At 54.7% G+C, this 26267-nt stretch carries 24 protein-coding genes; 8 read left to right on the plus strand and 16 right to left on the minus strand.

All coding sequences use genetic code 11. The annotated features are described in order from the left end of the window. The first annotated feature begins 85 nt into the window (after positions 1–85). On the plus strand, positions 86–1615 hold the full coding sequence (locus F0M18_RS08245; RefSeq protein WP_149610925.1) for an amidase: 1530 nt from the start codon (positions 86–88) through the stop codon (positions 1613–1615). 29 nt (positions 1616–1644) lie between these two features. On the opposite strand, the gene F0M18_RS08250 is transcribed toward F0M18_RS08245, so the two are convergent. Further along, the gene (locus F0M18_RS08250) at positions 1645–2730 is read right to left on the minus strand and encodes an MBL fold metallo-hydrolase (protein ID WP_149610926.1); all 1086 of its coding nucleotides are present in this window, start codon (positions 2728–2730) and stop codon (positions 1645–1647) included. A 230-nt stretch (positions 2731–2960) separates the two neighbouring features. On the opposite strand from F0M18_RS08250, the gene F0M18_RS08255 reads away from it, so the two are divergent. Together F0M18_RS08255 and F0M18_RS08260 are read left to right on the plus strand one after the other, a co-directional pair. After that, positions 2961–3533, plus strand: coding sequence for a hypothetical protein (locus F0M18_RS08255; RefSeq protein WP_149610927.1), 573 nt, complete (start codon positions 2961–2963; stop codon positions 3531–3533). Positions 3534–3550: 17 nt separating this feature from the next. Beyond that, complete coding sequence (locus tag F0M18_RS08260) at positions 3551–4900, plus strand: Na+/H+ antiporter NhaC family protein (RefSeq protein WP_149610928.1); 1350 nt, start codon at positions 3551–3553, stop codon at positions 4898–4900. A 17-nt stretch (positions 4901–4917) separates the two neighbouring features. Here the strand turns inward: F0M18_RS08260 and F0M18_RS08265 are convergent, their stop codons facing one another. Genes F0M18_RS08265 through F0M18_RS08280 form a run of 4 tightly spaced genes read right to left on the minus strand, consistent with a single transcriptional unit; the run spans position 4918 to position 8049 of the window. After that, positions 4918–5865: an alpha/beta hydrolase gene (locus F0M18_RS08265; protein WP_149610929.1), complete on the minus strand. Its 948-nt coding sequence runs from the start codon at positions 5863–5865 to the stop codon at positions 4918–4920. A gap of 29 nt (positions 5866–5894) precedes the next feature. After that, a complete protein-coding gene (locus tag F0M18_RS08270) occupies positions 5895–6548 on the minus strand; it encodes an SDR family oxidoreductase (RefSeq protein WP_149610930.1) in 654 nt (217 codons plus the stop codon). Positions 6549–6573: 25 nt separating this feature from the next. Next, positions 6574–6900, minus strand: a complete 327-nt coding sequence (locus F0M18_RS08275; RefSeq protein WP_149610931.1) for a DMT family transporter — start codon at positions 6898–6900, stop codon at positions 6574–6576. Positions 6901–6936: 36 nt separating this feature from the next. Then, a complete protein-coding gene (locus F0M18_RS08280) occupies positions 6937–8049 on the minus strand; it encodes an NAD(P)-dependent alcohol dehydrogenase (RefSeq protein ID WP_149610932.1) in 1113 nt (370 codons plus the stop codon). 142 nt (positions 8050–8191) lie between these two features. Between F0M18_RS08280 and F0M18_RS08285 the strand changes: the two genes are divergently transcribed. Together F0M18_RS08285 and F0M18_RS08290 are read left to right on the plus strand one after the other, a co-directional pair. Next, positions 8192–9814, plus strand: a complete 1623-nt coding sequence (locus tag F0M18_RS08285) for a linalool dehydratase/isomerase domain-containing protein (protein ID WP_149610933.1) — start codon at positions 8192–8194, stop codon at positions 9812–9814. A 158-nt stretch (positions 9815–9972) separates the two neighbouring features. Continuing rightward, positions 9973–10620 carry a DsbA family protein gene (locus F0M18_RS08290; RefSeq protein WP_188109651.1) on the plus strand — a complete coding sequence of 216 codons (648 nt, stop codon included), beginning with the start codon at positions 9973–9975 and terminating at the stop codon, positions 10618–10620. A gap of 50 nt (positions 10621–10670) precedes the next feature. On the opposite strand, the gene F0M18_RS08295 is transcribed toward F0M18_RS08290, so the two are convergent. The 9 genes from F0M18_RS08295 to F0M18_RS08330 all read right to left on the minus strand — a co-directional run bounded on the left by F0M18_RS08295 (position 10671) and on the right by F0M18_RS08330 (position 21109). Beyond that, positions 10671–11240, minus strand: coding sequence for a TetR/AcrR family transcriptional regulator (locus F0M18_RS08295; RefSeq protein WP_149610935.1), 570 nt, complete (start codon positions 11238–11240; stop codon positions 10671–10673). A 164-nt stretch (positions 11241–11404) separates the two neighbouring features. After that, positions 11405–11851, minus strand: coding sequence for a cupin domain-containing protein (locus tag F0M18_RS08300; protein ID WP_149610936.1), 447 nt, complete (start codon positions 11849–11851; stop codon positions 11405–11407). 23 nt (positions 11852–11874) lie between these two features. Beyond that, positions 11875–12042, minus strand: coding sequence for a cupin domain-containing protein (locus tag F0M18_RS20175; RefSeq protein WP_394349393.1), 168 nt, complete (start codon positions 12040–12042; stop codon positions 11875–11877). Next, positions 12043–14001 (minus strand): NAD(P)-binding protein, encoded by a 1959-nt coding sequence (locus F0M18_RS08305; protein WP_149610937.1) that lies wholly within the window; start codon positions 13999–14001, stop codon positions 12043–12045. It lies immediately after the preceding gene. Between the two features lie 133 nt (positions 14002–14134). Beyond that, positions 14135–14599 (minus strand): cupin domain-containing protein, encoded by a 465-nt coding sequence (locus F0M18_RS08310; protein WP_149610938.1) that lies wholly within the window; start codon positions 14597–14599, stop codon positions 14135–14137. Positions 14600–14646: 47 nt separating this feature from the next. Continuing rightward, positions 14647–16563, minus strand: coding sequence for an outer membrane protein assembly factor BamB family protein (locus F0M18_RS08315; RefSeq protein WP_149610939.1), 1917 nt, complete (start codon positions 16561–16563; stop codon positions 14647–14649). A 17-nt stretch (positions 16564–16580) separates the two neighbouring features. Continuing rightward, positions 16581–17993 carry a coniferyl aldehyde dehydrogenase gene (locus F0M18_RS08320; protein ID WP_262500876.1) on the minus strand — a complete coding sequence of 471 codons (1413 nt, stop codon included), beginning with the start codon at positions 17991–17993 and terminating at the stop codon, positions 16581–16583. Further along, a complete protein-coding gene (locus F0M18_RS08325; protein ID WP_149610940.1) occupies positions 17990–18721 on the minus strand; it encodes a hypothetical protein in 732 nt (243 codons plus the stop codon). Before F0M18_RS08325 ends, F0M18_RS08320 begins: the two co-directional genes overlap by 4 nt. A 129-nt stretch (positions 18722–18850) precedes the next feature. Further along, positions 18851–21109, minus strand: a complete 2259-nt coding sequence (locus F0M18_RS08330) for a TonB-dependent receptor (protein WP_149610941.1) — start codon at positions 21107–21109, stop codon at positions 18851–18853. Between the two features lie 152 nt (positions 21110–21261). Between F0M18_RS08330 and F0M18_RS08335 the strand changes: the two genes are divergently transcribed. The 3 genes from F0M18_RS08335 (at position 21262) to F0M18_RS08345 (ending at position 24472) form a co-directional block, all read left to right on the plus strand. Further along, positions 21262–21888, plus strand: a complete 627-nt coding sequence (locus F0M18_RS08335) for a TetR/AcrR family transcriptional regulator (RefSeq protein ID WP_149610942.1) — start codon at positions 21262–21264, stop codon at positions 21886–21888. A gap of 2 nt (positions 21889–21890) precedes the next feature. Further along, positions 21891–23327, plus strand: a complete 1437-nt coding sequence (locus F0M18_RS08340; protein ID WP_149610943.1) for an APC family permease — start codon at positions 21891–21893, stop codon at positions 23325–23327. A gap of 119 nt (positions 23328–23446) precedes the next feature. Continuing rightward, on the plus strand, positions 23447–24472 hold the full coding sequence (locus tag F0M18_RS08345; RefSeq protein ID WP_149610944.1) for an AraC family transcriptional regulator: 1026 nt from the start codon (positions 23447–23449) through the stop codon (positions 24470–24472). Positions 24473–24522: 50 nt separating this feature from the next. Here F0M18_RS08345 and F0M18_RS08350 read toward each other — a convergent pair whose 3' ends face one another. Then, positions 24523–25080, minus strand: coding sequence for a pilin (locus tag F0M18_RS08350; protein ID WP_149610945.1), 558 nt, complete (start codon positions 25078–25080; stop codon positions 24523–24525). Between the two features lie 11 nt (positions 25081–25091). Beyond that, positions 25092–26204 (minus strand): spirocyclase AveC family protein, encoded by a 1113-nt coding sequence (locus F0M18_RS08355; protein ID WP_149610946.1) that lies wholly within the window; start codon positions 26202–26204, stop codon positions 25092–25094. Positions 26205–26267 lie beyond the last annotated feature (63 nt).

Here is a 26267-nt window from a genome sequence, read left to right on the forward strand (position 1 = left end):
ACTAATGTAAAGTATATATTTTATACAGTGCTGTATACTATGTTTTTCTGGAATAAAACCCGCAGCGACGAGGAATTAGAAAAGCATGGATCGAAGAGATTTCCTTAAGAAGAGTACGGTTCTCGGGCTGTCACTGGCTTCACCAGCCACCAGATCGCTGGAGTTGAAGACCATGGCCGAGGAAATCACCAGTCTGAGCGCCTCCAGCCTGTCGCGGGCCATTCGAAGCCGGGAAGTCGCCTGTGAAGAAGTGATGCAGGCCTACCTGCAGCGTATTCACCGGTACAATCCTGTCTATAACGCGATCGTAAGCCTGGTAGATGATGCGGATTTGTTGAGCCAGGCAAGGCTAGCGGACAAAGCACTGCAGAAGGGCGAGTACTGGGGCTGGATGCACGGGATGCCACACGCGGTGAAGGACCTGGCCGATGCGCGAGGATTGGCGTCCAGCTATGGTTCACCGATCTTCGCAGGGACAGTCGCCACCCAGGACAGCCTCCCCATCGCCCGGATTCGCGCCCAGGGTGCCATCTTTATCGGCAAAACCAACAGCCCGGAGTTCGGCCTGGGCTCTCAAACTTACAACGCTGTATTCGGCACTACGCGCAATGCCTACAACCCCGCATTGATTGCGGGCGGCAGTAGCGGGGGGGCCGCAGTCAGTCTTGCAGCGCAATTGGTACCCGTCGCGGATGGCAGCGACATGATGGGTTCACTGCGAAATCCGGCGGGCTTCAACAATGTGATCGGCTTTCGCCCGAGCCAGGGAAGAGTACCAAGCCCATCGGCGGAGTCGAAACTGTACTACGACCAGTTGGCGACTGACGGCCCCATGGGCCGCAACGTGGAAGACACCATCCGACTGCTTGGTACGATGGCCGGCTACGATTCGCGTGCCCCGCTTTCACTGCGGGACACGATACCTCCCTACGAGGAATTCCGGCCGGCTGAGCTCAACAAACTGCGTATTGGCTGGATGGGGGACTACCAGGGCTACCTCCCCATGGAAGCCGGCGTATTGCCACTGTGTGAATCGGCCATGCAACAACTGTCGATTAACGGAACGGTCGTCGAGAACTGCACACCTGACTATGACATGGCCAGGTTATGGAAAACCTGGCTGACATTGCGCCACTGGTCCTGGAGTGACGCCAGGCCACTCTACGATAACCCCCAAACCAGGAAGCTGCTGAAACCGGAACTGCAGTGGGAGATCGAAGGTAGCTTTGATATGACAGCCGCGCGAATTTCCGAGGCGGACAAGGCCCGCTCAGACTGGTATCGGGCGCTGCACAAACTGTTTGAGCGCCATGACCTGCTCGCCCTGCCCACTGCGCAGGTTTTCCCTTTTTCAGCGGATATCCACTGGCCAAAAGCCGTCAACGACAAATCTATGGACACCTATCATCGGTGGATGGAGGTTGTCATCGGCGGCACATTGGCGGGGCTCCCTGTGGTCAATCTGCCCGCAGGGTTTGATTCGGACGGGCGTCCGATGGGTATCCAGTTTATCGGGCCCATGGGCCAGGATCGCAAAGTACTGGAATTCGCAATGGCCTACGAAGCGGCTACCAACCACCTCGACAAACGCCCTGCCCTGGCAGAGAAACTGTAGTTAGAATTGGGCAGCATTACATATGGGTTTCACCGCCCAGGTCTTCGCTCCCACCACCTGGGGAAATGGGTATCACTGGAAACATCGACCAGCTGGCCGATAACAGGCGCAACGAGAGGAAAATCCTCTTTCTCGGCGAGTCGACTGATTGTTTCAATCGGTTCAAACCAACTGTGCAATGCCAGAGTGAACATCCCCCAATGCACAGGAAAATATCTCTGGGCGTTCAGATCGCGAAACGCCATGACACCGTCTTCCGGCAGCATGTGGATCATTTTCCAGGCCTCGTTATATTGACCCGTTTCGATGAAGGCAATATCGAACGGCCCGAACCGGTCACCAATTTCTTTAAAATGCGGGGCATAGCCACTATCGCCACTGAAGTAGACGCTGTGGCGGCCCGATTGCATCACCCAGGAGGCCCAGAGTGACTGATTGCCGCCAAATCCACGGCGCCCGGAGTAGTGCTGCGCCGGCGTCGCAGTAAATGTGACTGCCCCGTGCTCCACCGATTCCCACCAATCGCGCTCAATGACACGATTCGAGTCAACGCCCCAGGCTGACAAGTGGGATCCCAGGCCCAACGGGACTATAAAATTTGTGTCTTTGTCCGCGAAGTATCTCACTGTATCCGCCTCGAGGTGATCATAGTGGTCGTGAGAAATGAGAACGACGTCGATCTCCGGTAACTGCTCTACAGTGGATACCGGCGGCATATAACGGTTCCCGAAAAAGCTGAATGGGCTGGCGTTACCAAACACAGGATCCACCAGAATAACCGTCCCTTCCATATTCAACAGGAATGAACTGTGCCCAAACCAGATCAGTTTGAGCCCATCGCCTTCAGCCAGAAAACGCCCATAGTCAGGAATCTGCTGCGGCAGGGCCTGGGCCGGCTCACGCTGGTTTTCGGTGAGGAAGTAATCGCGAATGTTTCGCCAATTGGTCGCCCTGCGCTGGGCATCATCCATCTCTGACTGGTTTGGGTTAACAAAGCTACCTCGGACGGAGTCATAGTTACCAGACTGCAGGAATCTGTCCCGCAGGCCAGCGTCCGCGCTACCTCCCAGACTATCCAGCACGCCCAGTGAAAAATACACCACCAAGGCCAGCATAGCGAACAGCCCAGCTGTGCGAAGGTTTTTCAGTGAAATCCCCCAGGGGACGATGGGCGACCTCCTGCCCCCGAAAAATTTAGAGAAAACCGCGCCAACCTGCACTCCGTTAAACTGCCAATTTAGTCCGTCACACTATATATAACTTAACAATCATGTAAAATATTCAAGAGACAGTATACGCTCACTTTTTTCATGTATTTATCGAATAACAGGCCTCAGGAATCCCCATGCATCGCAGTCTACTATTCACCGTCACGCTAGCTCTTCTTGCTATCACAATGCCCGCCACTTCCGAAGAACCAGACCAGCACGAGATCTATTTCAGTCACCTGGAATACGAGTACGGCAACCGGGCTCGTACCTACATCGGCATGGAAGTGGCCGCAAAAGCATCAAGAGACTCAGACAGAGGCCCCTTCTTCCAGGCGTACTATGAAATGGAAACGCTCAACCGGGAAATCTATGGCCACATGAAGGAGGAACTTGACGTCGACTACCAGGTCAACTGGTTCGTCGGTATGGGCATAAAAGCAATTGGCTACCTGGGCTGGCGCTTCCTCGACGCACAATGGTTTGTGGACATGGTCATACCCTATCTTCCCAAGCTGGAGGAGATGCGATCACTGTCAGACCCGCAACACCGGCTGTTCTTCGACTATGTTATCGCCCAGGAAGAGGTTCAGCTTGCCGCTAGTCAGGCGGTGGTAGACGGCACTTGGCAAGACGGTGCTGACCTTATCCAGGCCTTCCTGCCTCAGGCCCGGACGGTACTTGAACAACTCACTCAATCTCCTGACTAATACGCGGACCTTGGCCAATGACACCTGAATCGACCTGGCTATCACTGATACCTGCGGCTGTAGCCATCGTAACTGCGGTACTCAGCCGCCGACCGATAGAGTCGCTTCTGGCAGGTGTATTTGCCGGTCTGTTACTGCTTGGCCCCGGCTCTGCAGTTGTCAATTTTTCCTCCATTCTATTGGAGGTGATGATGGATGAGACCATCGCCTGGGTGATTATCGTCTGTGGACTGATGGGCAGCCTGATTGCCCTACTGATGCGAGTGGGTGCCGCAGACGCTTTCAGTCACGCCCTGGCTTCAAGGGCAAAGGATGCCCGCAGTTCGCTCCTGTACACCTGGTGCCTTGGACTGGTGATCTTTATCGACGATTACCTCAATGCCCTGGCGGTGGGCTCAGCCATGCGCAAGGTGACCGACAAGTTCCGGGTGTCACGTGAAATGCTGGCCTATGTGGTGGATTCCACCGCAGCGCCGATCTGCGTCCTGATACCTGTCTCCACCTGGGCAGTGTTTTTCGCCGGGGTGCTGGAAGTCTCCGACGTGGCAGAGCCGGGCGAAGGCATGGCTCTTTACATCAGTTCCATTCCCTACATGCTCTACGCCTGGATAGCGGGCCTGATGGTGCCACTGGTTGCCACCGGTCGCATACCACCTTTGGGCATGATGAAAATCGCCCAGGCCCAGGCAGCAGAGAACGGTAACGCCTCACATGACGATGAATTCGACGTGGCCGCGAGTAATAACCCCGAGCGGGTCCGTATCTATCATTTCTTGCTTCCACTATTTGCACTGATCGGGTTCAGCCTCTGGTACGACCTGGACGTACAGGTCGGCGTGCTAATGGCAGTCGTCGTCACAATCGTGCTGTATGGGGTTCAACGGCTGATGGCCTGGACCGAGATGTTTGATGCGGTACTGGAAGGCATCAAAATCATGGTACCTGCCCTGATCATCGTGGTAGTCGCATTCATGTTCAAGGAGGTCAACGACCAACTGGGCCTGGCCCAGTTCGTAATCGAAAACGTGACACCCTACATGACACCCACGCTACTGCCCCTGGTGGTATTTGTGACCGTAGCACTGATCGCCTTTGCCACCGGCTCCAGCTGGGGCGTGTTTGCCATTGCCATCCCCATCGTGCTACCGCTGGCAGACAGCGTGGGGGTCAGCCCCCAACTGGCCATCGGCGCGCTGGTCTCAGCCAGCGCCTTTGGCAGCCACGCCTGCTTCTATTCTGACGCTACTGTTTTGGCTGCCCAGGGCAGCGGTTGTGGAGTAATGGAACATGCACTAACGCAAATTCCCTATGCAGTCATCGCCGCTCTGCTCGCCGGTACCGGCCTGACACTCATCGCGGCCTTGTAAATGACCGGGAGGATCAACTAATTAGGGGTACTGCGACCTTGATTCAGATCCAGCTTTCGTCCCAGGAAAGCGAACACCGAGTCCCAGTGCAGCCGGCCCGGTGAGGACGCCGGTAACAGTGTTTCCATACCGTGTACCCCTCCCTCGGTGACAAACAACTCACAAGCGACCCCGTCGGATTGCAGCCGCTCAGCGTAGGTCACGCACTCCTCATAGAACAAATCCAGATCGCCAATAGCCAGCAAGGTCTCGGGCAGGCCGGCGAGCGATTCCCGGCGTGCCGCTACGGCGTGGGTGGGGGCCTCGGGCAAACCGGGATCCTGCCCCAGGTACCGTTGCCATCCCCCCCAGTTGTTGCGATTGTTCCACACGAAATGCTGCTCCGCCGTTAAGTCCGCACGTGTGGCGGTGCGATCATCAAGCATCGGGGCCAATAGCCATTGCGCCACGGGCTGTGGGCCACCCTCATCGAGTAACCGCTGCGCCAGTGTCGCGGCCAGCCCACCGCCGGCGCTCTCACCGGCGACAACGACCCGCTGCGGATCGACACCTAGCTCTACACTGTGCTGTTGCAGCCATTCCCAGCTAGCCACACAATCATCCAGCGCCGCGGGAAAGGCGCTTTGGGGCGCCAGGCGGTAATCCACCGATACCACGGTTATACCCAGGGCATCCACGATGCGGCGGCAGGTAGCATCGTCAGTATTGGCACTAAAACACAAGTAACCACCGCCATGAATCCACAACAGCGCGGCATCGCTTGCCGGGCTTGCAGGCTGGTATATCTTGCTACGTGATGGTCCATGCGCTGCCCAACGAACCGTGGTAGTTGCGTCCCCTTTAAAGGGGGGTATCAGTTTGACCAGAGCGTTCACCAACATTCGAACCGGCGGCCAATGATAAGGCAGCGCCGGGATCCAGCGCGCCGAACTTTGATAGTCAGGGTGTACTTTATTGAGCTTCATTTCGGCCGTTTCCGCCAGCGATTGAAATATTATCTTTGAAGCAACATCACGGCATCCGGCACCGGAATATCACCGTCTGTAAGCTCTATAATCTCTCGACGAATCGCGGGGGTATCAATGAGCGCAGCTAACATTTTTGCGACGCTGCCTCGAGCCACACAACCGTAGCTGATGGCCAGTCCTGCGTTTACCAGGCCGTTACCGTCCTCACTGACAAGCGTTCCAGGGCGCAGAATGACCCAGTCCAGTTCCGACGCAGCCAAAGCATTATCGGCCTGCCTTTTCACTTTCATATAGTGCTCGAAGCCATCTTTCCTCGGCTGAGCGCGACCCGCATCCATAAATGCGGAGACCAGATAGACACGCGCTATACCATTCGCCCTGGCCGCATGAATGGTTTTTATGACGCCCTCCCCATCGATTGCTGTGGTGCGCTCGAGTCCACTGCCAGCGGCGCCGGCAGAGAATACAACAACATCGCAATCCCGCGTGAATTCCGTAAGGTCTTCTACGGTCAGAGTCATGATGTCACCAAGTCGGGGGGTAATACCCGCATTTTCAAGCTTGCCTGCCTGTTCAGGCTTCCGGTGCAGACCAGCTACATCGTGCCCTGCATCGACAAGCATTGGACCAAGCCGGGAGCCCACGCCCCCGGTGACTCCAATAATGAAGATCTTACTCATGTTATATTCCGCCTCAGGAGCGTCCTTAAGTTTCTATGCTGGAAAATACCCGCAGGACAACAACACCACTGATAATCAGCGCGATACCCAAAATGGCCGGTAAGTCCATTTTCTGGCCAAACATCACTGCGCCCACGATGGTTATCAGTACAATGCCAAGGCCAGCCCATAGTGCGTAGGCGACGCCTATGGGAATCGTTTGGAGGACAAGCGACAAGAAGTAGAAAGAAGCGCCATATCCCGCCACCACCAGCAGACTGGGCACCAGCCTGGAAAAACCTTGTGACTCCTTCAGCGCACTGGTTGCCAGCACTTCAGCAACTATTGCGATTGTCAGGTACCAATAGCCCACATTGTCCTCCGGAAAAAACTGGATCAAAAATGGCTTTTAAGGCCGCAAAACAGCCTTGATCACTTTCCCCTGCTCGGTGTCTTCGACCGCTTTATTGATGTCGTCGAGCTTGTAGAATGTGACCAGCTTGTCAAAAGGGAAGCGGCCCTGTTTGTAGAGCTCTATCAACCTTGGAATGAACACATCCGGAACACTGTCGCCTTCGATGATGCCACGCAGGCTCCGTCCGAACATAATGCTGTTCATATCGATCGCGCACTCCGTCCCAACAGGCGATACACCGATCAGCCCGCATACCCCCGTCAACGTCAGCGAATCCACAGCTTGCCGGAGAACCTCGGGTATTCCCGTGCACTCCAGCGTATAGTGAACCCCTGTCGGCCTGATTTGATGGATGCCCTCGATGGGGTCGCCCTGAGTCGGGTCGATTGCATGGGTAGCACCTAATTCACGCGCCAATTCACGCCGCGAAGCATTGGGGTCGACGGCGATGATTTGACCACATCCTGCGACCTTTGCCGCCATCACTGCGGCGAGCCCGACCGAACCACAGCCAAATATCGCGATGCTCATACCCGGTCGTGGGTTGAGCGAGTTCATTACGGCGCCGGCCCCTGTCTGAATGCCGCAGCCCAGTGGCCCTAACAGATCAAGCGGAACGTCATCCGGTACCTTTACCGTGTTCTTTTCAGTGGCCAGGGCATGCGTTGCGAAAGAGGATTGATTGAAAAAGTTGCCGTGAATGACTTCATCACCCTTACGCAGGGTTGTGGAGGCATCGAGACGGGTCGCGGCGAAGTTGCAATCGTAGAGCTCGTGGCAGTAACCCGGACTGTGTTCGAGGCAAGGCTCGCAGTGGCCACAAGAGAGAAAGCTGAGCACGACGCGGTCGCCAGGCTTCACCTTGGTGACTGATTTCCCAACGCTCTCGACAATCCCGGAGCCCTCATGGCCAAACACACAGGGCAAGGGTACTGGGAAGTACTGATCTCGACACACGAGGTCCGTGTGGCAGACCCCGACACCCGCTACTCGTATCAGGACTTCATCACTGCGTGGCGCCTCAAGGCTTAGATCCTCGATAAGGAATTTCCCAGACTTCTCGCGGATGACTGCTGCTTTAACGTCGACTGATGCTTCGCCTGGCATGGTTTTCTCCCCGTGGCAGTTAATTGAACCTTCATCTACCGAATCGAAAGTCCGCCTCAATACTTTACATGTCACTTGACATGTAGCATATTATCATCCGAGTATCGCTATAATCAACTGTGTAAAGTATTCGGAGAGAGCAATGGTAGCATTGATAGCGTCAGCGGCCCTGGTGACCGCACTTGTTATTCCCGGTGTCGGCTTTGCCGCTGATCCGGATCCCGCGGACTATCCTGCGTTATCCACTGAACAAGTGGGCCACGTGCGCCACATGATCAATATAGCGAACGACCTTCCCGGTGACTTTGAACTCCTGGGAGAGATGGACCCCGTTTACTATATGAGCTTCCATGCCTACCAGTTTCAGTTCGCGTTTGCGCATTACGCTTTGGCATCCGCTCATTATCACTACACCCCCGCCCATCGCGATCTCTATCAAGACACGTCGGCCAAATTGATTAAAAGAATGATTTACAAGGATGTATGGGATTATTGGGCGCACGTGAGCAAGTTTGACCTGACAGACAGAACCGAAACCGAAGCGGGCGAGGTCATGGTCAATTATACCGAGGATGACTGGTACGGCTGGATCGATCCCAACATCAAGAAGAACATCATGTACAGCGGCCACCTGTTGCAAATGGTTGGCCTGCACGAGTCCCTGTTTGACGATCACCGCTACGATGAACCGGGGTCTCTCACGTTTCGCTATGCGCCAGTTGAGTACGGCCAGCCCCCCGTAGAGATAAAGTACGACCACAACCGACTGACAACGGTGATTTACGATCAGTTTGTAGAAGATCACTTTCGCGGGATCGAGTGCGAGCGCAACGCCGTCTACGCCGAGTGCAACCAGCACCCTATCCTCGGCCTCATGTCCTATGACCTCAAGCACGGCACAGAGCTGTCACACGAGGTCAGGACCAAGTTCAAGCAGGTGATGCAGAAGCGGCACTATATAGACCCCGAAACCAGAACCACGATGTATTTCCTGAAGGTCAAGCAGGACGAGGTTGTGCCAGCAACCTACGCATGGGCCGATGGCTGGAACGGCCACGCTCAACACGTATGGGACAAGGAGTACATTGAGAGCCTTTACCCATATCAGCAGAAGCGCTACATACCGTCGATGCTGAAAGGCACGCCAGGGGACAACATGGGCTGGACTGCATCATTCGATTTCGGCTGGTTTGCTCTTCTTGCCTCAGAGGTCGGTGATAAAGAGACGGTTCAATTGATGACCGATTACGCGGATGCAAACTTCAGCCCAACGTGGATCGATGGGGGGCTCTATTACCCGTCCACCGCGGACTACTCATATAACTTCTCCCGCGACGAAAATGGGCTCATACAGAACGTAGGACCGGTTACAGGTAACGTACTGATTGGTTTTTCTCGTATCAATCCGGCGGACGGGCTGTGGCACATTTACAACAGGCCCTTTGAGTCATCACACTTCGCAAGCCCGCACATTACCGATATCGACTACCTTGAGGCCAGTGTCACGCAAGCCGTTTTCGATAGCGCAAAGGACGCTCTGGTCGTAACTCTTTCACCGGGGCCCGTGGAGAGCGGCTCCACTTCGTTCACCGTTCGTCAATTGGATAAAGCGAAGACATACGCATTAATCAAGGATGGAAAGACTCTGGGCAATATTAGCGAAAAAGGTCAGTTACCGTCCGGCACCCAATGGCAGGATGACGGATCTCTGCTCATCACAACGGATTTGCGTGAACAGCACTCTTTTATAATAAAAGCGAAATAGAAGCGTACTGCCTGGAGGCAACAGACTGCATGTACTGTGCTCTACGAAATCTGGTTGCGCTCACCCTTGTTCTTGCGATTGCAGCCTGCGGGTCCAGCGACCCCGGCCCCTCCTCTACGGGTAGTCTTGACCCTGAACAGGTAAAGGAATACCTCCTCATGCACCCTGAAATAGTGCTCGATGACGCGGAAGTGAGCGATGCGATCCGCAAAGCAGGTCTCCGACGTGAACAGGGACGCGCTGCCGAGGAACGGCGGTCGTTATTGAAAGCTTACTCCGACCTGCTGCAATCACCACTCACGCCCTCTTCAGGCGGCACAGACGCAGACATCACCGTAATCGAGTTTTACGACTATCAATGCGCCCCTTGCAGGGCCAGTTACCCCGAGCTTAAACAGGCCCGAGCCACGGAGCCCGGTATTCGCTACCTATACGGCCAACTCCCCATCTATGGCAGCCACTCGATCATGGCTGCTCGGGCAGCCGTCGCCGCTCACCGCCAGGGTCTATTCGAGGAATTTCATCACGCCCTGATGACGACAGATTCGGCGCTGGACATGGAAGTGATCTTCGCCACAGCTGAAAAAGCCGGACTCGACATTGAGAAACTACAGGCCGATATGCGCGACCCGCTGGTCCATCAATACCTGGAGGAGGTTCGAGCGCTGGCGGAAGCGCTCCACATAACAGGCACGCCTTCGTTTATCATAGGAGATGCAAAGCTGAGCGGCGGGGTAAGGGCTGGCGATCTGAGGAGCGAACTCGGTCGCCAACGAGCTCAGATAAAACTCTCACCGCGGCAGTAGGAACCAGGCGCCAAGCCGATTGACCTGGCCGTCGAGCGACAGATGCTTATTCAATGACTTTTTCCATACCGGTTCTCAACAAATTTGAGAATCGTGTCCCGGACCAGGCCACGGTCTTTTTCCCATCGCCTTCCCTCGCCGGTGAAAAGTGACTCACCCTCCAATAACGACATAAGGCATAGGGCTTCACCGTGTGACGAATCGACCCCGGCCTCTTCCATGGCATTCACCAGCAATTTCATGTACTCGGCATAGACTTCTTCGAGCAGATCAGAAACCAGCGGCTCAACCTGCTCCATCGCCCACAACTGCGGCCAGAGCCTGTCACTAAGCAATGCGTCTCCCGGCGCGGAAGTCTCTTCCAACATAAAGACCGCAATATCATAGACAGTCGGGCCATCGTCCAGTCCTCTATGTGCCCAGGCATTCTTGATCTGCTCCTCGATCAAGCCTACCAGGGCCCGCAACAGCTCTTCCCAGGTTCGAAAATGATATTGAAGAGCGTCCAGTTTCATACCGCTTGCTCTTGCCAGTGATCGCATCGTCAGACTGCTATAGCCTTCGTCCGCGATAATTTCGATGGCGATCTGCAGAATTTCCCGCCGGCGTTCACCCGCCATTCTCTAGACCCTCAATTGACATGTCGTACGGGATGCTAGAACTTGTCATACGACATGTAAAGCAATTGTGGTCGTGCCCCATCAAACAGTGCTATGTTGAGCCATACGGTCCCTGCCTCCAACAGGAAGTGTGTTCTCGGCAGTCACAGACTCACCGGGCGTGGCTAATCGTGCGGATACGAGACACTGATCTTTTTGATCGGGCTGAGCTGACGCCATGTGCCATTGAACCCCTTGGGCATTACTAACGCATCACCGGGCCCATAGATCCTGGCGGAGCCACTTTCATCCGTAATCTCTACCTGCCCCTCAACAAAGTACATCACCTCATGCACCGGCCAGTCGGCGAGCTTCAAAGTGACCTCTGAGCCGTGGTAGAAATCAACTTCGAACTTGCCATCATTTGAGTGGAACTTGTTCAAGCTGCCTGCCACCGGATTATCTCCTGCGATTACCTGCATGTAGGGGTGCTCGGTAACTGCATCCAAGGCGACATTTTCCATTTCTGAAGGATCCAGGGAAACTATAGTCTTATGCATCATTTCTTCCTCAGCCAGGACGATGCCGCACAACATAGCGGCAGAGAATAAAAAGGTGGAAAGTTTCTTCATTACAATTCTCCTTTGCGAAACCGCTAACTTTCAGGTTTATTCATCATGACAACCATTTCCCTGAAATTGCCCTGCATCTCCCAGGTACCTGTGAACCCCTTCAGCACCAGGACGCTTTCCCCCGCTTCGAATCTCTGCGGGGAGCCGCCGTCGGCAGTAAGGATCAGTTTCGAATTGATATCTAATGACAATCAAACTGTCTGCTCTTCAACGGCACGAAAGGCAGCGTCCCAGGCGGAATCCATGTAAGCCCTTGCCTCCGAGTCGGAATTGGCTATGGAAATACGACCAAATTGCGCTCTTCCAATCTCGTGAGGAGCCTGTCCATCGGGCCACTCAGGGTCCTCCAGAGCGAGGTAGTGATAGGCGTACCCATGAGATATCCGGTTCACCGTGATCGCTCGTATATCCACTGCATGATCGAACCCCTGTGGACCCAAAATGGCCTGTAACTGTTCGCGAACCTGTTTTTCATAGACATCAAAAGATGTCGAATAGATCAGGTGTCTAGCATATCGGAACAGGTCCCGAGCTTTGACGCCCTTCTGGGGCGCCTGAACGGGAAAGGACATCATGAAAATTGCCATTGGATCATCCGCATTGCGGGGCGGTTGATAACCACCGACCGACATGGTGGGCGCTGCGCTGACGAATTGAAACGGATCTCCAGGGCACTGAAACATGGTCGCCCCGAGCTTATGGAAAGCGCGCCCGTTATCCAGCAATACGTTGGCATAGACGAAAGGTGTTTTAACACCGTATTTCAGTGCCTCTTTCTGCGCATCGGGCATCTCGGGGCAAAGGTGCGGAATCAATCCATTGTAGCAAGCAAGTATGCAGGACTTGGCACTTACACGCACAGGTTTGCCCTTTTGCACATAGTCAACCCACACCTGCTCATCATCGGTCTCGCGCACTCCGACTACTGTGCTGTTCAACCTCAGGCGGATAGTTTGTTCTTCCGCATCCAGAGCCGCGTAGTTGAAACGCGCGACGGCGACATCTTCCACACCTTTCATAGCGGGCGCGACATTTGGAATCAACTGCTGGACGAGCAAGCGCGCTATCGAGGCATTCCCATCCGGAAACATCCTCACCTCCATGAGACTGTCGCTAAAGCGCATGGCCAGCGTTTGTGCAAGATTACCCAGCCAGCCCATGGCACGCAGCCCAGGTGCACCCGAGCCTACCGCTTCCAGTACAGACATATTCCAGCCGGAGAGGCCGCGATAGATCAGCAGCAAGTTGTCAAACAAGGTCAGCGTGTCTTCCGCCAGACCGACACGTTCGGTCAGGAACTGGTTGTAGCTCACGGTTTGGGCATAATCGTATTTCTCACCCAGGGACAGTTCATCAAGGTAGTCACGATCACCACCCAAAAAAGCAATTAACTTGTCTTGCTCTTTCTTGGGCAGTGGTAGACCGCGCAACGTGTCAGCGTAGCCATCAAAGCCGAGCATGACCTTGAACCAGTTTCCACCCTGCACCACGTGTCCATTAGGACCTGGTAGCACAATGCCATTGGCGGCATCCGGGTTGGCGCTCAGTGCAAAATCATCTGGTGTTGCGGCAGCGATGGCATCCAGGGCGGCCTGATCTATACCCAGCCCGTTCAGTAGGGCGGTTGACGACTCACTGTAACTTCCCGGGTTCTCCAGGTTTTGCGCGCCGCCCAGACTTAAGACCATCCTTCCTTGGTGATGAAACTCGTTGCGCTTTGCATGGCCGCCAAAGTCATCGTGATTATCAAGGATCAGTATGCGCGCTTCGGGCCCCAGCTTATCTCGGTAAAACCAGGCTGCCGCCAGACCGCTCATACCCCCGCCGACTACAACGAGATCGTAGTCTTCATCCAGGGTTTCGTACTGATCGGGTTTTTCGCCATCCCAGGCCAAAGCGTGGGCGACCTCATAAGAACCATCATGACTACCCCGCATACCGGTGAGCGTGGGTGGGTAGTGGACTCCCGCATCTGGCGCACTTAAGCTCGCGGAAGTCTGTGTTGTCACGCTGGCCGAGGAGTCTGGCCCACTGCCGCACGCCGGCAGCATCAAGCCACCCGCACCAATCGCGACTCCATTCAAAAAGTCACGTCGCGTTACACCATTCCTGGTGGAACGGGTTTCGCGTCTGGAGGTTGATTTACGCATATTCTAGTACTTCTTCAAAATGATACTGACGAGCTACCTGCCACTGGATCATCGCCAGCAACGACCTGCATAAAGGGTTTCTCGGTAACGGTGATCAACACGACACTGTCCAGCCCTGTTGAATCCAGGGCAATTACTGTCCTTTAGATCCATTCATCACGACAACCATTTCCCTGAAGTTTCCCTGCATCTCCCAGGTGCCTGTGAAACCCTTCGGTACCAGGACGCTTTCCCCCGCATCGAATCTCTGCGGGGAGCCGCCGTCGGCAGTAAGAATCAGTGTTCCACTGACAACCATCACAAACTCGTCGATCTCATAATCTTCCAGGCGCAAATTCATTGGCTTGGCTTCGTATATCGCTACATTTATATCTCCCGAATAGAGAAGCTCATATCGGTGCTCCGATACACCCGACAATACATCCTCGTCTGGCCAGGGGGGCATATCCGTCCGCATCCTCGAATATGGAATTTCGGTAGGCTCGAGCCGCAGCGGAACAGCCGCACCCTGCTGCTTGCTTTGTTCGCTGACCACTGTCAAAGGCACGACAAGACACAAGGCACCAAGGATCATTTTCAACACAATCGTTTTTTTCATTTTGCTTTCTCCAGCGTGTTTGGGCCAACCACTACAGACAGAGTGGCTTACTCAGATGCAACATGGAACGCGAGCAATACATTTCCCGCAGTGGTCCCGAGAATCGCGTATCCGGAACCCCAATAGACCATCCCATCGACGATCGTGGGCCCAGGGCCGCCCACCGACCCGCCGCGCGCCTCAATACCATTGACCGTGTCGAACGGGCGATTGCTCGAATAGCTCCAAATCATGGCGCCATCGGCACTTGAGTAGGCTCGCATAGTACCGTCCACTGAACCCGTGAACACCACACCTGGAATAGCAGTTACAGCAGCTTGGTTAGCGGACGTGCAGTATGACGATGCCGGATCCGGACAATCGGACGGCCTGGGAACTACCGTAGTCCACTGTATCTGGCCGGTTTCGGGGTCGACCGCCACCAGCCCTCCTTCGACGTCCAGGCCCTTGGCGCTTTCAAACTCCTTGTAGACCTTGTAGCCAAGAGGCACGTAAAGATACTTATCATCGATTGCGGGGCCAAGGTTGCCCCCAGTTGATGTAGCGCGCGCCGACGGAATGCCTTGCCAGATGATGTCGCCATTGCGATCCGGGTCGAGCACACTAATCCTTCGACTCTCCTGCGAGGCAATCACTACTTGCCGCCCGCTCTGGAGAGTGTGGATTATGGGAGGGGCGCCAATATCGTCGTTCGGCCCTGCGGTCTTTCCCGGGCAGTTCTTCTGATATTGCTCCGGTGCATCACCGCAACTGAAATCATTTGCGTCGTTCTCAAGAAGTTGTCGCGACCAAAGCATTTTTCCGTCATCCAGGTCGAACGCGAGAACAGCATCACTGGCACCGCCGTCCGGCACCGGGATGTATGAATTCGACGTCCCTACGTACACGGCGTTCCGCCGGGTATCAATCGTTGGTGAACTCCAAACCCCCGCGCCCGAGGGTCCGTACTGCTGGACACCGCTACTATTCTTCCACACCGGCCTCGGCTGCTCGGCCAATGTATAGGTCTTCCACAGCTGAGCACCTGTTTTTGAATCAAGAACAGCTACAGCGCCACGAGATGTGCAGCACTCATAGGTAGGGGAAGCGCTCATTGGCTCTTCCCAGGAACCAACGGGGACAACGAGGCGGTCGCCGCTGGGGGTAAGAACGACAGAACCGCTGATCGCCGTCGCATGATGATCATCAACCCGTGTAGTCCAGAGCTGCTCGCCACTCTCGGCATCCAGGGCATACACGTTGGCGCCAAAATCCCCGAAGTAGACCGCGTAATGGCCAGGCGAGCCCGGCAATGGGCCAACAGTGACTGAGCTGACCACGGGGCGCTGAGCTTCGAATGACCAGTGCACACATCCCGTACCCGCATCAAGCGCGTAAACCATGCCGTTATCACTCCCTACCCACAGCCACCCGCCTCCTACAACCGGTTGGCTTCGGAGCGTCCCGGCGCCGGGAAGGCCAAAGGCCCACTTCAACTTCAGCTTTGGCACGTCTGCAGTACTCAAACCTGCAGCCTCGGCAGACTGATACCTGGAACTCGTGGTTGCATCGGGGCTCCATCCCACCCAACCACTTCCTGCCAGCGGATTATCCAACTGCGCTTCACTGGAACAGGCATTGGCCATGCCCGCAGCCGATCTGTCGATCTCAACCAGCGGTCGCCCGCTCAACCATTCAGCGACCCGGCGCTTTTGTTTATCGCTGAGTTTCTCGGCATTCGGCTGCATTTTTCCGACGGTCATTGCGTGATAAATCTTCGTCGGCGACATCGCCTTGAGTTCAGCTCGCGAGGGGGCCCTGGTGCCCGGCGCAGGAGTTTCGTGGCATGCGGCGCAGTACTCCTGAAACTCCCAGACTGCACGGTAATCAGAAGTCTGCGAAAACGCATTCAGCGCGAACATCGCGATACCCGCAGCTATCAAGGGACTGAAATCTGAAAGCGCAGTGCGCCTACCCATTTTCATTGTTGTTCTCCTGGGGTTTAAACCATTGAATCAATAATCTTGATTTTGCGGGGGGTATAGGGCGGCCGCAGAAACTTGCCCAGGCTGAACAACCCCTGGTGATACACCGCCTTGCTGTGACTGAACTGCAGGAATCCGTGGTGGCCGTGATAGCCCCCCATACCGCTGTTACCCACACCTGCCAGGGGCAGGTCATAGCAGGCCGCATGCTGTGCACAATCGTTGATGGTGACGCCGCCGGAGGTGGTTCGCTGGCAAAGGGCGTCGATTTCTTGCCTGTCCTTACCGAAGTAATAAAGGGCCAGAGGGCGTGGTTTGTCGTTGATGAACTCGACAACCTTGTCCAGGGACCGATAGGTCTTGATCGACAGCATGGGCCCGAAAATTTCATTCTGCATGATGAGCGCCTCATCATCGGGCTCGACGGGAAAAATAAAGGGCAACTTGTGTTTCTGTGGGTCATCAAAGGATTCACCGGCTGGATTGAACACCTCGACTCGAACCTTACGTTCCTCCAGGTCATCGATATAGCCTTTCAGGCGCTGCCAGTGCCGCTCGTTGATCACCGAGGTGTAATCCGGGTTATCCACCAATGAGTCGTAGCAACTGGCCAAAACCTTACGTGCCTCCTCGATAAAGGCTTCCACTTTGCCTTCAGGGAGAAAGATGTAATCCGGCGTGAGGCACAACTGGCCGCTGTTGATCGTCTTGGTGCTTATCACCCGGTCCGCGACAGTTTTAACGTCGGCGGATTGGCCCACCACGACGGGGCACTTGCCGCCGAGTTCCAGCGTCAATGGCACCAGGTTATCCGAAGCAGCTCGCATGACATGTCTGGCAATTTCCGGACCCCCGGTAAACACAAGGTGATCAAATGGCAGTTGGCTGAAGGCCTGCGCGACCTCAACGCCGCCTGTCACGACGGCCATCTCCGCCGGGTCGAAGGCACTGCTGACCATCTCCTCGATCAGTGCCGAACACTGTGGCGTAGCCTCCGACGGCTTGAGCATGACGCGATTGCCCGCCGCCAATGCGCCGATGGCGGGAGAGAAAGCCAGCTCCACCGGGAAATTCCAAGGTGAGATATTTCCGACCACCCCCAGCGGCTGGAACTGAAGCTCCGCCCTGCCCCCGGTCAGTCGCAGCATCAAGGGGGTTTTGCGTCGCTGCGGCTTCATCCACTGGCGAATTTTGCCCCGTGTCTCCTTCACCTCCATGATGATGCTGGCCACATCGGTCGCCAGGCTCTGGCCTCGGGGCCGACTGCCGAAATCCGCCTCCAGCGCCTCAACAATCTTGTCCTTGTAACGGATATGAATATCCTTGACTCGATCGAGGCGGTCTATTCGGGTTTTGGCCGAGGGAAAGCCGTCGTCCAGGAACGCCTGGCGCTGGGTCGTCAGCAGGGACTGCATGTCGACGTCGGTCATTCTGCGCCCCCCTGGGCATTGGCCATGGCATTCTTGAAAACGAACGCCGCTGCGATAACAACGATCAACAGCAACATGGAAGCTCCAACAAAGTAGCGGTGGATGTCAGTGGCGCCTATTCCACCCACCAGGAGGACGATCAGCATGCCCTGGTAGATCAGTCCGAAGGCTCCAAGGGTCACCGCTGTAGTTTTTGAACTCATAGATTCGCCGTAGAGCGGCCCTGCTACCAGCAGGGCAAACACGGCATACAGCCAGAAGCCCAGGTAATCGAAGGACGTGTAAAGCGAAAAAGGAATGGAGACGTTGAGCAGCAGGAGCAATGAATCAGACATCTGGGCCCCGACCGCACCACTGGCGGCGGTTTCTGCCAACAACGGGATGCTCCAGACGGCGATAAATTTCGGAATGATAAAGGCCATAACCGACATCAGAGTGACCATCGCCGCCAGGATAGCCCGCAAGCCATTCCTGCGTCGTATCTGCCAGGCAATGGCAAAAAAGACGCCGGACAGGGTCAACATGGCGGCAATCTGGTTAACCCACCCCGCGATAAAGCTGCCGCGGTTGGCATTGAGCCAGGCAATGCGCTCGCCATGTTCCGCATCATAGGCCGCTGGGGCATCCAGGGGCAGGAACATGGCCGCCACCCCGGCCACAATTACTACAGCCACGCAGCACAAGCCCAGCCGGTTAACCTGGTAATCCATAGATAACTCGTTATTCACCTTTTTCTCCATACTTGTCTTTAATGAACTTCAGCATCGCCTCGCGGGCGAGCCTCCTGTCACCTGCCCAGCGCCGTCCCTCTCCCACAAACGGTGTATACCTATTTTCATTCCTGCCTCTCTTATTCGTCAGAAGTTCACACCGAGCTTAACCCCATACCAACGGGGCCGCCCCATGTTGCCGGAGGCATAGTCCACGCCCGATAGCGCGTACATATTGTCGATGTACTCTTCTTCAAAGATATTTTCAACGTAAGCTTCCACTTGCCAGCGCTCAGATGGCGAGTTCCAGAACAAACGCAAATTGGTCAGCAGGCGATCCTCGCTGTAGGTGATGTCATTGCCCCCAATCCCTTCGGTAGCGTCGCGATAGTTGAAGTCCAACTGCAGTGTCGAAGCGCCGTAATCCCCAGTGGGAAGGTGGTAGCGAACGACGCCATTGACAGTCCATTCCGGTGCACTTGCGCCGAGACTGCTCCCATCAATAAAGTATTGATCCCCCTGAAATGCTCTATCGCCGGTACCGAAATTCGCGAGGAGATAGAAATCTTCCGGCGCTTCGTACTCACCGTCGAGCCAGCCGACGCCCAGGCTAAGCTCCAACTGCTCTATGGGCGCGGCCAACACCTCAAGTTCTGCACCCTGTATTTTGGCATCGCCAATACTAATCAGGCGAGCAGCCGGCGCCCCCAGCGCATTGTCGTAAGATATCCCCTGCTTGTCCGAGACTTCCTGGTAGAACAGCGCGCCATTCACGATTGCTCTTCCATCCGCCAGCTTTAACTTGAATCCAGCTTCGTAATTCTCCACTTCCTCCGGCTTGACTGACGTCAGGAGACTGATGTCCCCGAACAGTAAGTCAGTGTTGAAGTTGCCGGAGCGGAATGCAGTAGAGATGGTCCCGTAAAACATCCAGTCTTCCCGGGGGCGCCACTCGAGTCCGATTTTGCCATCCGTACTCGTTGAGGACAGCTCATCCGAACCCCGGACGCCCGCCGTGAGCACTTCGGTCTCCTTGTCGTCTTCGGTGTAGCGCAGTCCGCCGATCAGCCGAAACTGCTCGCCGAGCGTAACTGCAGCTTGCCCGAACACCGCCCACGACTCTGTGCTGGCCTCAACAATGGTGTCCGGTGACTGAACGGTCTCGAAGTCTTTGACAGTGCTTGTGGCGTCACGATCTTCATCGAAGTAGAAGAACCCTGCGGTCCATTCCAGCCCATCGTGCGCACCTTCCAACCGCAACTCTTGAGTGAACTGGTCTGAGTCCTGCGAGTAATGGTCATTCAACTGAAACTGCCCACCGAACACACCTGTGGCGCTTGCATCCTCGTCGGGGTTGAAGAATCGGCTCATCGTTTCGTAAGCCGTTATCGAGACCAGACCTATGTTTTCCGTAAGGCTGTAGTTGAGTCTGGCGATTCCTGTCGACGTCTCCAGTGTATAACTATTTTCGCCATTGTCGGGGTCGAGCTCGGTGTAGACTTTCTCTGGGTCCAGATCTGGGTCGCCGAAAGCTGGAAGTCCGAAGTAGCCGCCACCGCCAACACAGGCCCCCGCACGGATTCGCTTCGCATCGCACTGCGCCAGCGTCACGGGATCCAGAAGCCCCCAGTAATGAAAGCCCTTGCCGACGTCATCCCGATCGCTTGCCTCCACCGTGAGCAACAGGTCTGCGCGCTCGCCGAGTTCAAAATTCAGGTGGCCGCGGCCAGTCAACCGATCGGTCTTCGCCAGGTCTCCACCAGCCGGCCCGAGATTCTCCTGAAAACCATCGTCCTCGTGATACTGGACTGCCAGGCGTCCACTTATCGTATCGTTAATTGGGCCGCTTATTGCCGCTTCTATAATGCGGGTATCGTAAGAACCAACTTCGAGAGTAGCGTAGCCTTCGAACTCCTCGGTGGGCTTGCGCGAAATGAAATGCACCAGGCCGGAGGTCGAGTTGCGCCCAAATAAGGTACCCTGCGGACCTCGCAGAACCTCAACACGCTCCAGATCCAGCAGATTGTTACCGCCGTAATAGGCCTGTGGCCGGTAAACGTCATCAAAGTACAACGCGACGTTTCCTTCACCGGCGAGCGTCGGATTTAGCGTTGCGTTACCTCTTATCGTGAGTGCCCCAGAGAACGAGCCCTCGTCCGCGAACACGTTCGGTATCTGATTGAACACTTCAAGTGCATCCTGAAAACCGAAGGCCTCAATCATGTCGCCTGTCATGGCGGTCATCGAAATGGAAACGTCCTGCACGTTCTCTTCCCGCTTCGTCGCTGTGACGGTGATTTCCTCAAGAACCGTTTGCGCGCCCGCCATCGTGCTCTGCGCCATAAACAGTGCTGCAATTCCACGAACACAATTACCAGACAGACGTCCTACTCGTTGCTTTGGCATGATAGCCCTCCCATCCAATGTTATTTATTCTAAACCAGCGGTCTACTTTATAATCTAAACTAAACCAACTGTCTAGTTTTTGCTGGAAAATTATTGGCGATCGGCGTAACATTCCCGGCAACCCTAATCGGAATAGTTTTGGCTCTCGAAAAATGGAACCGATAAAACTCATTGGAATGAAGAAAGAGCCTTCGCAGGCCCGTGGGATGGATCGCGTCCTTGCAATTCTTGACGCTTGCGAAAGCCTACTGGGGCAGAAGCGATACGACGATATCAGCCTGGAAGAGATAATAGACACAGCGAACGTGGCGAAAGGTACTTTGTACCACTTTTTCAAAAATCGGCGCGCAGTTTTCCTGGCGGCCATGCATCGAGCACTGCTGGACATTGACCAGCAGGCAGATCCGCTACCGGGCGAGGAAAAATTGGATTTCGCAGATTACGTGTCAAAAGTCGAAAGTCGCCTGCAAGCGGTTTGGCGAAAGCATAGCCACCTCGTGGAGTTCTACGCGAGTAACATGTTAAGCCCTGATTATGAGCTGCCAAAACTAGAGCAGCAGCGACGCTCAACCACAGTGATGACTGAACAGCTCAGATTACGCCATCCCGAAATCAGCGAAGCGCGCGCTCGGCTCATCAGCTCGGTTCTGCTTCGGGCAATCTACTGGGGACTCGACACACTTGCAGTGCAGCCACACTTGCAAAAGAGAGGGTTCCAACGCGAGTGGCGACAGATGATCTCCTCCTATATTGACAGTTTCACTTCGCCAGAGGCCTGATAATGAACGACCACCGGTTCCAGCGGGTGCTGGGCGCGAGGGATACGCTCGCGCTGGCCTTTGGCGCAATGATTGGCTGGGGCTGGGTCGTACTCACCGGAGACTGGGTGGCGACGGCTGGCTCACTGGGCGCCATGCTCGCCTTCATCGGGGGTGGCGTGATGGTGATACTCATTGGGCTGACATATGCCGAGCTTGCTTCGGCCATGCCGCAGGTTGGCGGCGAACACGTTTACAGTCATCGCGCACTCGGATCGGGGGCATCATTCCTGTGCACATGGGCGATCATCCTGGGCTATGTCTCCGTAGTCGCTTTCGAAGCGGTGGCCTTGCCGACTGTGCTCGAGCATCTCTTTCCCGGTTACAAGGTCGGCCTGCTTTGGAGCATTGCCGACGAGGATGTGTATTTAAGTTGGGTCCTGGTCGGCAGCTGCGGTGCTGCGCTGATGACCTGGCTGAACATTCGCGGTATTCGTGCATCAGCGTTGCTCCAGAGAACCATCACGGCATTTGTACTTCTCGCCGGCCTGCTGCTAGCGGCGGGCGCTTTCAGCAATGGGTCTGTTGAAAACGCGAGTCCGTTTTTCGTCGATAGCCCCAGTGGGCTGCTGATGGTGTTGATCATGACGCCCTTCATGTTCGTGGGGTTTGATGTCATACCCCAGACCGCAGAAGAAATCGACCTTCCATTCAAGCAGATCGGAACATTGCTGATCGTTGCGGTGGTGATGGCTGTAGCCTGGTATGTGCTTATGATTCTCGCAGTATCCCTCGCCTTACCGCCCGAGCAGATTTCTTCCTCGGGCCTGTCAACAGCGGACGCGATGAGCGCCGTGTTCAACACCTCTACTGCAGGCAAGGCACTCGTATTTGTTGGCATCGGCGGAATCATTACCAGCTGGAATGCGTTCCTTGTCGGTGGCAGCCGAGCCGTGTACGCCCTGGCCAGGGCGAGGATGCTCCCCGCCTTTCTTGCCAGGCTGCACCCGACTTACGGGACGCCGGTCAACGCCATACTGATGATCGGTTCGCTCTCATTTATTGCGCCATTGTTCGGCCGTAATGCGCTAGTTTGGCTGGTAAACGCTGGCGGCCTTGGGATCGTCACAGCCTATGCCATGGTAGCTATATCGTTCCTTGTGTTGCGCAGAAAGGAACCCGATATGGAACGCCCATTCAGGGTCACCAGCGGCAAACTGGTAGGTTACACGGCACTCGCGCTGTCGCTGGGTATCGCTTTTCTGTACATGCCTGGCAGTCCCTCTGCACTCACCTGGCCTTATGAATGGTCAATAGTGCTGATGTGGAGCTTTATAGGCGTTGTCCTGTATCGGGTCTCGGCAGCGCGTCGGCTAGATTCTTTAAGTTTTTATGCTGGAAAATACCCGCAGGACAACGACACCACTGATAATCAGTGCGATACCGATAATGGCCGGTAAAGTGCTTCTGTATCGGAATGGGTAATATCGACTTTTTGGGCGTTTCCGCCAGCGATTGAAATATTATCTTTGAAGCCGCACACTTCCATAGAGGGGAGATAGCAAAGAGAGAGTTATCTATGGTTAGGGCAACCTACGTCAGGTTCTACCTATTCCGGGTACTCGAAATTGGGGGGGCATTACCGGCTCTGTTAAAGGATACTGACATTGACTATCAGCGCATTAACGACAGTGACTATACGATAGACCTGTTACAGCTAAAGCAACTGATTAGCAATATCATCGCACTAGATATTGACGATACACTGTCATTCCAGTTAGGTCGCGGATTTTCACTCAAACAACTGGGCTTGATCGGTCACGCATTGGCGAGTTGCGAGACCATGTTGAGTGTCTGCACTTTTTGGAACCACTTTAATGCACTAATCGGCAACGCGATTAACTTCCCGGTGAGTCTCGACGAAGAGCAGTGCACCATAGAATTCGTCGAGGCGTGCCCACTGGATGAGGCACTGCCCTTTTGTATCGAGCAATCGATGTCCAGCACCTTGGCGCTGTTTGAAGAGCTCACCGGCAAGCCGGTCCGCTTCCAGCACATAGAACTTTCCTATCCTCAGCCACAATCACCGGAGCAACTCCATGCCTATCAGGACCACTTTCAATGCCCGGTCCGGTTCAATTGTGCTAGAAACATGGTCTATTTTGACAAAGCAGATCTGCAACGCCCCATTGTCAATGCAGATCGAGAAACCTACCTGGTGTTCAATCAGCACTGCAAGCATGTGCTGGCCGAGCTTGAGGCATCAGAAGGCTTAGGCAAAAGAATTCGTCAAATTTTTATCAGCCGCTCTCGACAGCCTCCAAAAATGAATGAGTTGGCCAAGCATTTGGGGTATAGCGAGAGAAATCTAAGGCGCAAGCTGAGCGAAGAAGAACTGTCTTATAAGCAGCTGCTAAACGATTTTCGCCGCGACCTGAGTATTCAATATCTGAAGACCACCAGTTTGAGCGCCAAGGAGATAGCCTATCTAGTGGGATTCGACGACATCACTTCATACCGCAGAGCATTTAAGGCCTGGACTGGAAAGACAGTCAATCAATACCGCACTGAGCTACCTCAAAACGAGAGCTTGTATCAGCGATAATCGACACGAGTAAAACCGTTTCATGTAGATCTTTCTGCTTTTTTCACGGACTAACCGATCAAGTCTTCAAGAAACAGCACCAGTGACGGCTTACGTTCGTCCAGAGAACGAGGCGGATGGCAGCGCGTAGGTAACCATGGCGCGTAATTTGCTGTAGTATCTGCCGGGCTGGCGGCATAGGCTATGCGTGGACTGTCACCCAAACTAATTGGCTCTGCCGTACCGCAGGCCCACCGAATATTGCCCTCACTATCTGCACCGGCATACCAAACAAACTCTTTACCAGCGATTCTTTCTCTGGCATCGCTCCTAAACGTTGCCTTGATCACGCAATTGGATTCCAGGCGAACATTCTCCACATAGCGACCTTCGGCTACTTTCACCCCCACACCGGCCACACCCGGAGCTGGGCAACTGCCGTTTTTCTGTAGGTAAGTATTAACGGCCATTTGCACTGGTTTCATCAACGTGTGGGGCTCAACGCCTTGAGCACGGCCAGTATAGGCAGCGATGGCTGGCAGGGTCACATAAACCACCAGACAGCCAATGGCCCAGGCGACAATTTTTTCGATACGGCTGAGGCCAGACTGTTTTTTAAAATTAGTCATGATCGACCCCACTAGTTAGTAATATCGCGAATCAGAATTTTTTCGGCAGGCAGGGTACCGTAACGCAGCTCCAGATTGGGATCGACACTGATCCCCTCAATAGTGCGCGTAATCGGAATGCTAGGGGCCGGGCATGCATATCGGGTGCCTTCGCCACAAATACCGGATGTCAGATAAGACGGATAGCCTTCAGGCATGGCGTCACCGTGAGTGCTAAACCACTGCATGGGCAAATTGTAGGTGATCATCATCGTGGTCTGCATCAGTCCAGAAATCGCCAGGAAACGAATAAAGGTCTTGCTACCATCGCCAGTCTGTAGCTTATCGATCCCTTTTTCGCACATCATATGACCTTTATCGTCTTTAAAGTAACGCCAACAACCACATACGGCATATGTGCCCCCCCAGGCTACAATTTCGTACAGCGGGAAGTGCCACATCTCGCCACCAAACAAGGAGATACTTTGAATGGATCCTGCGTAGGCATAACCCCCCGTGTGTAGATACACTCCCTCCATAATTAGATCAAAGCCAAAGCCAGCAGCAAGTGCCACACAGATGAGGGATATGATGCCAGCTGCTGGCTTGTGTTCTTTCCACTTGCGCATACACCAACACACAAAGACGATCGGCCACATCATGAAAAAGATATACCCCGTGGTCCAGGTCAACAGCGGCTCAGCTACAAACCGGGTATTGGGGCTCAATGCGCCCGGCGCAAACTCCACCCAGTTTCCCAGATTGAAGTGCAGACTGTTATAGAAGAACCAGGGGGATGAGTACACCAGCATAGAGTCCTGCCAGAACATGAACAGGAATACCAGCAACAGGATGCCATCGGATGACAATTTTCCGGTTCTAATTTTGGGATTGATGACATAGCGCCAAAACACCCAACCAGCAATAATCGGGCCGAGTATATCCAGAGTAATTATCCAACGCGTGGTTTCAAACGCAGGGATATCCGCGCCGGGATCGACAGGAGTGGCGTTGCCGGTGGCGATCCAGGTACCCAAGGTATACGTCATTACCAAAAGCCAGAACACACCAACCCACGCCCAGAGTTTTACTACTGGAAACTCTTCCCCCTCAATTGGCAGAGGCTGAGCAACGGAAGTACCCATATCTTATTCTCCTGATATCATTTTGAAAATTACGCGTTATAGCCACTAAGGAGTCACGGAGAA

Source organism: Pseudohalioglobus sediminis (genome assembly GCF_008370495.1).
Taxonomy (GTDB): domain Bacteria; phylum Pseudomonadota; class Gammaproteobacteria; order Pseudomonadales; family Halieaceae; genus Halioglobus.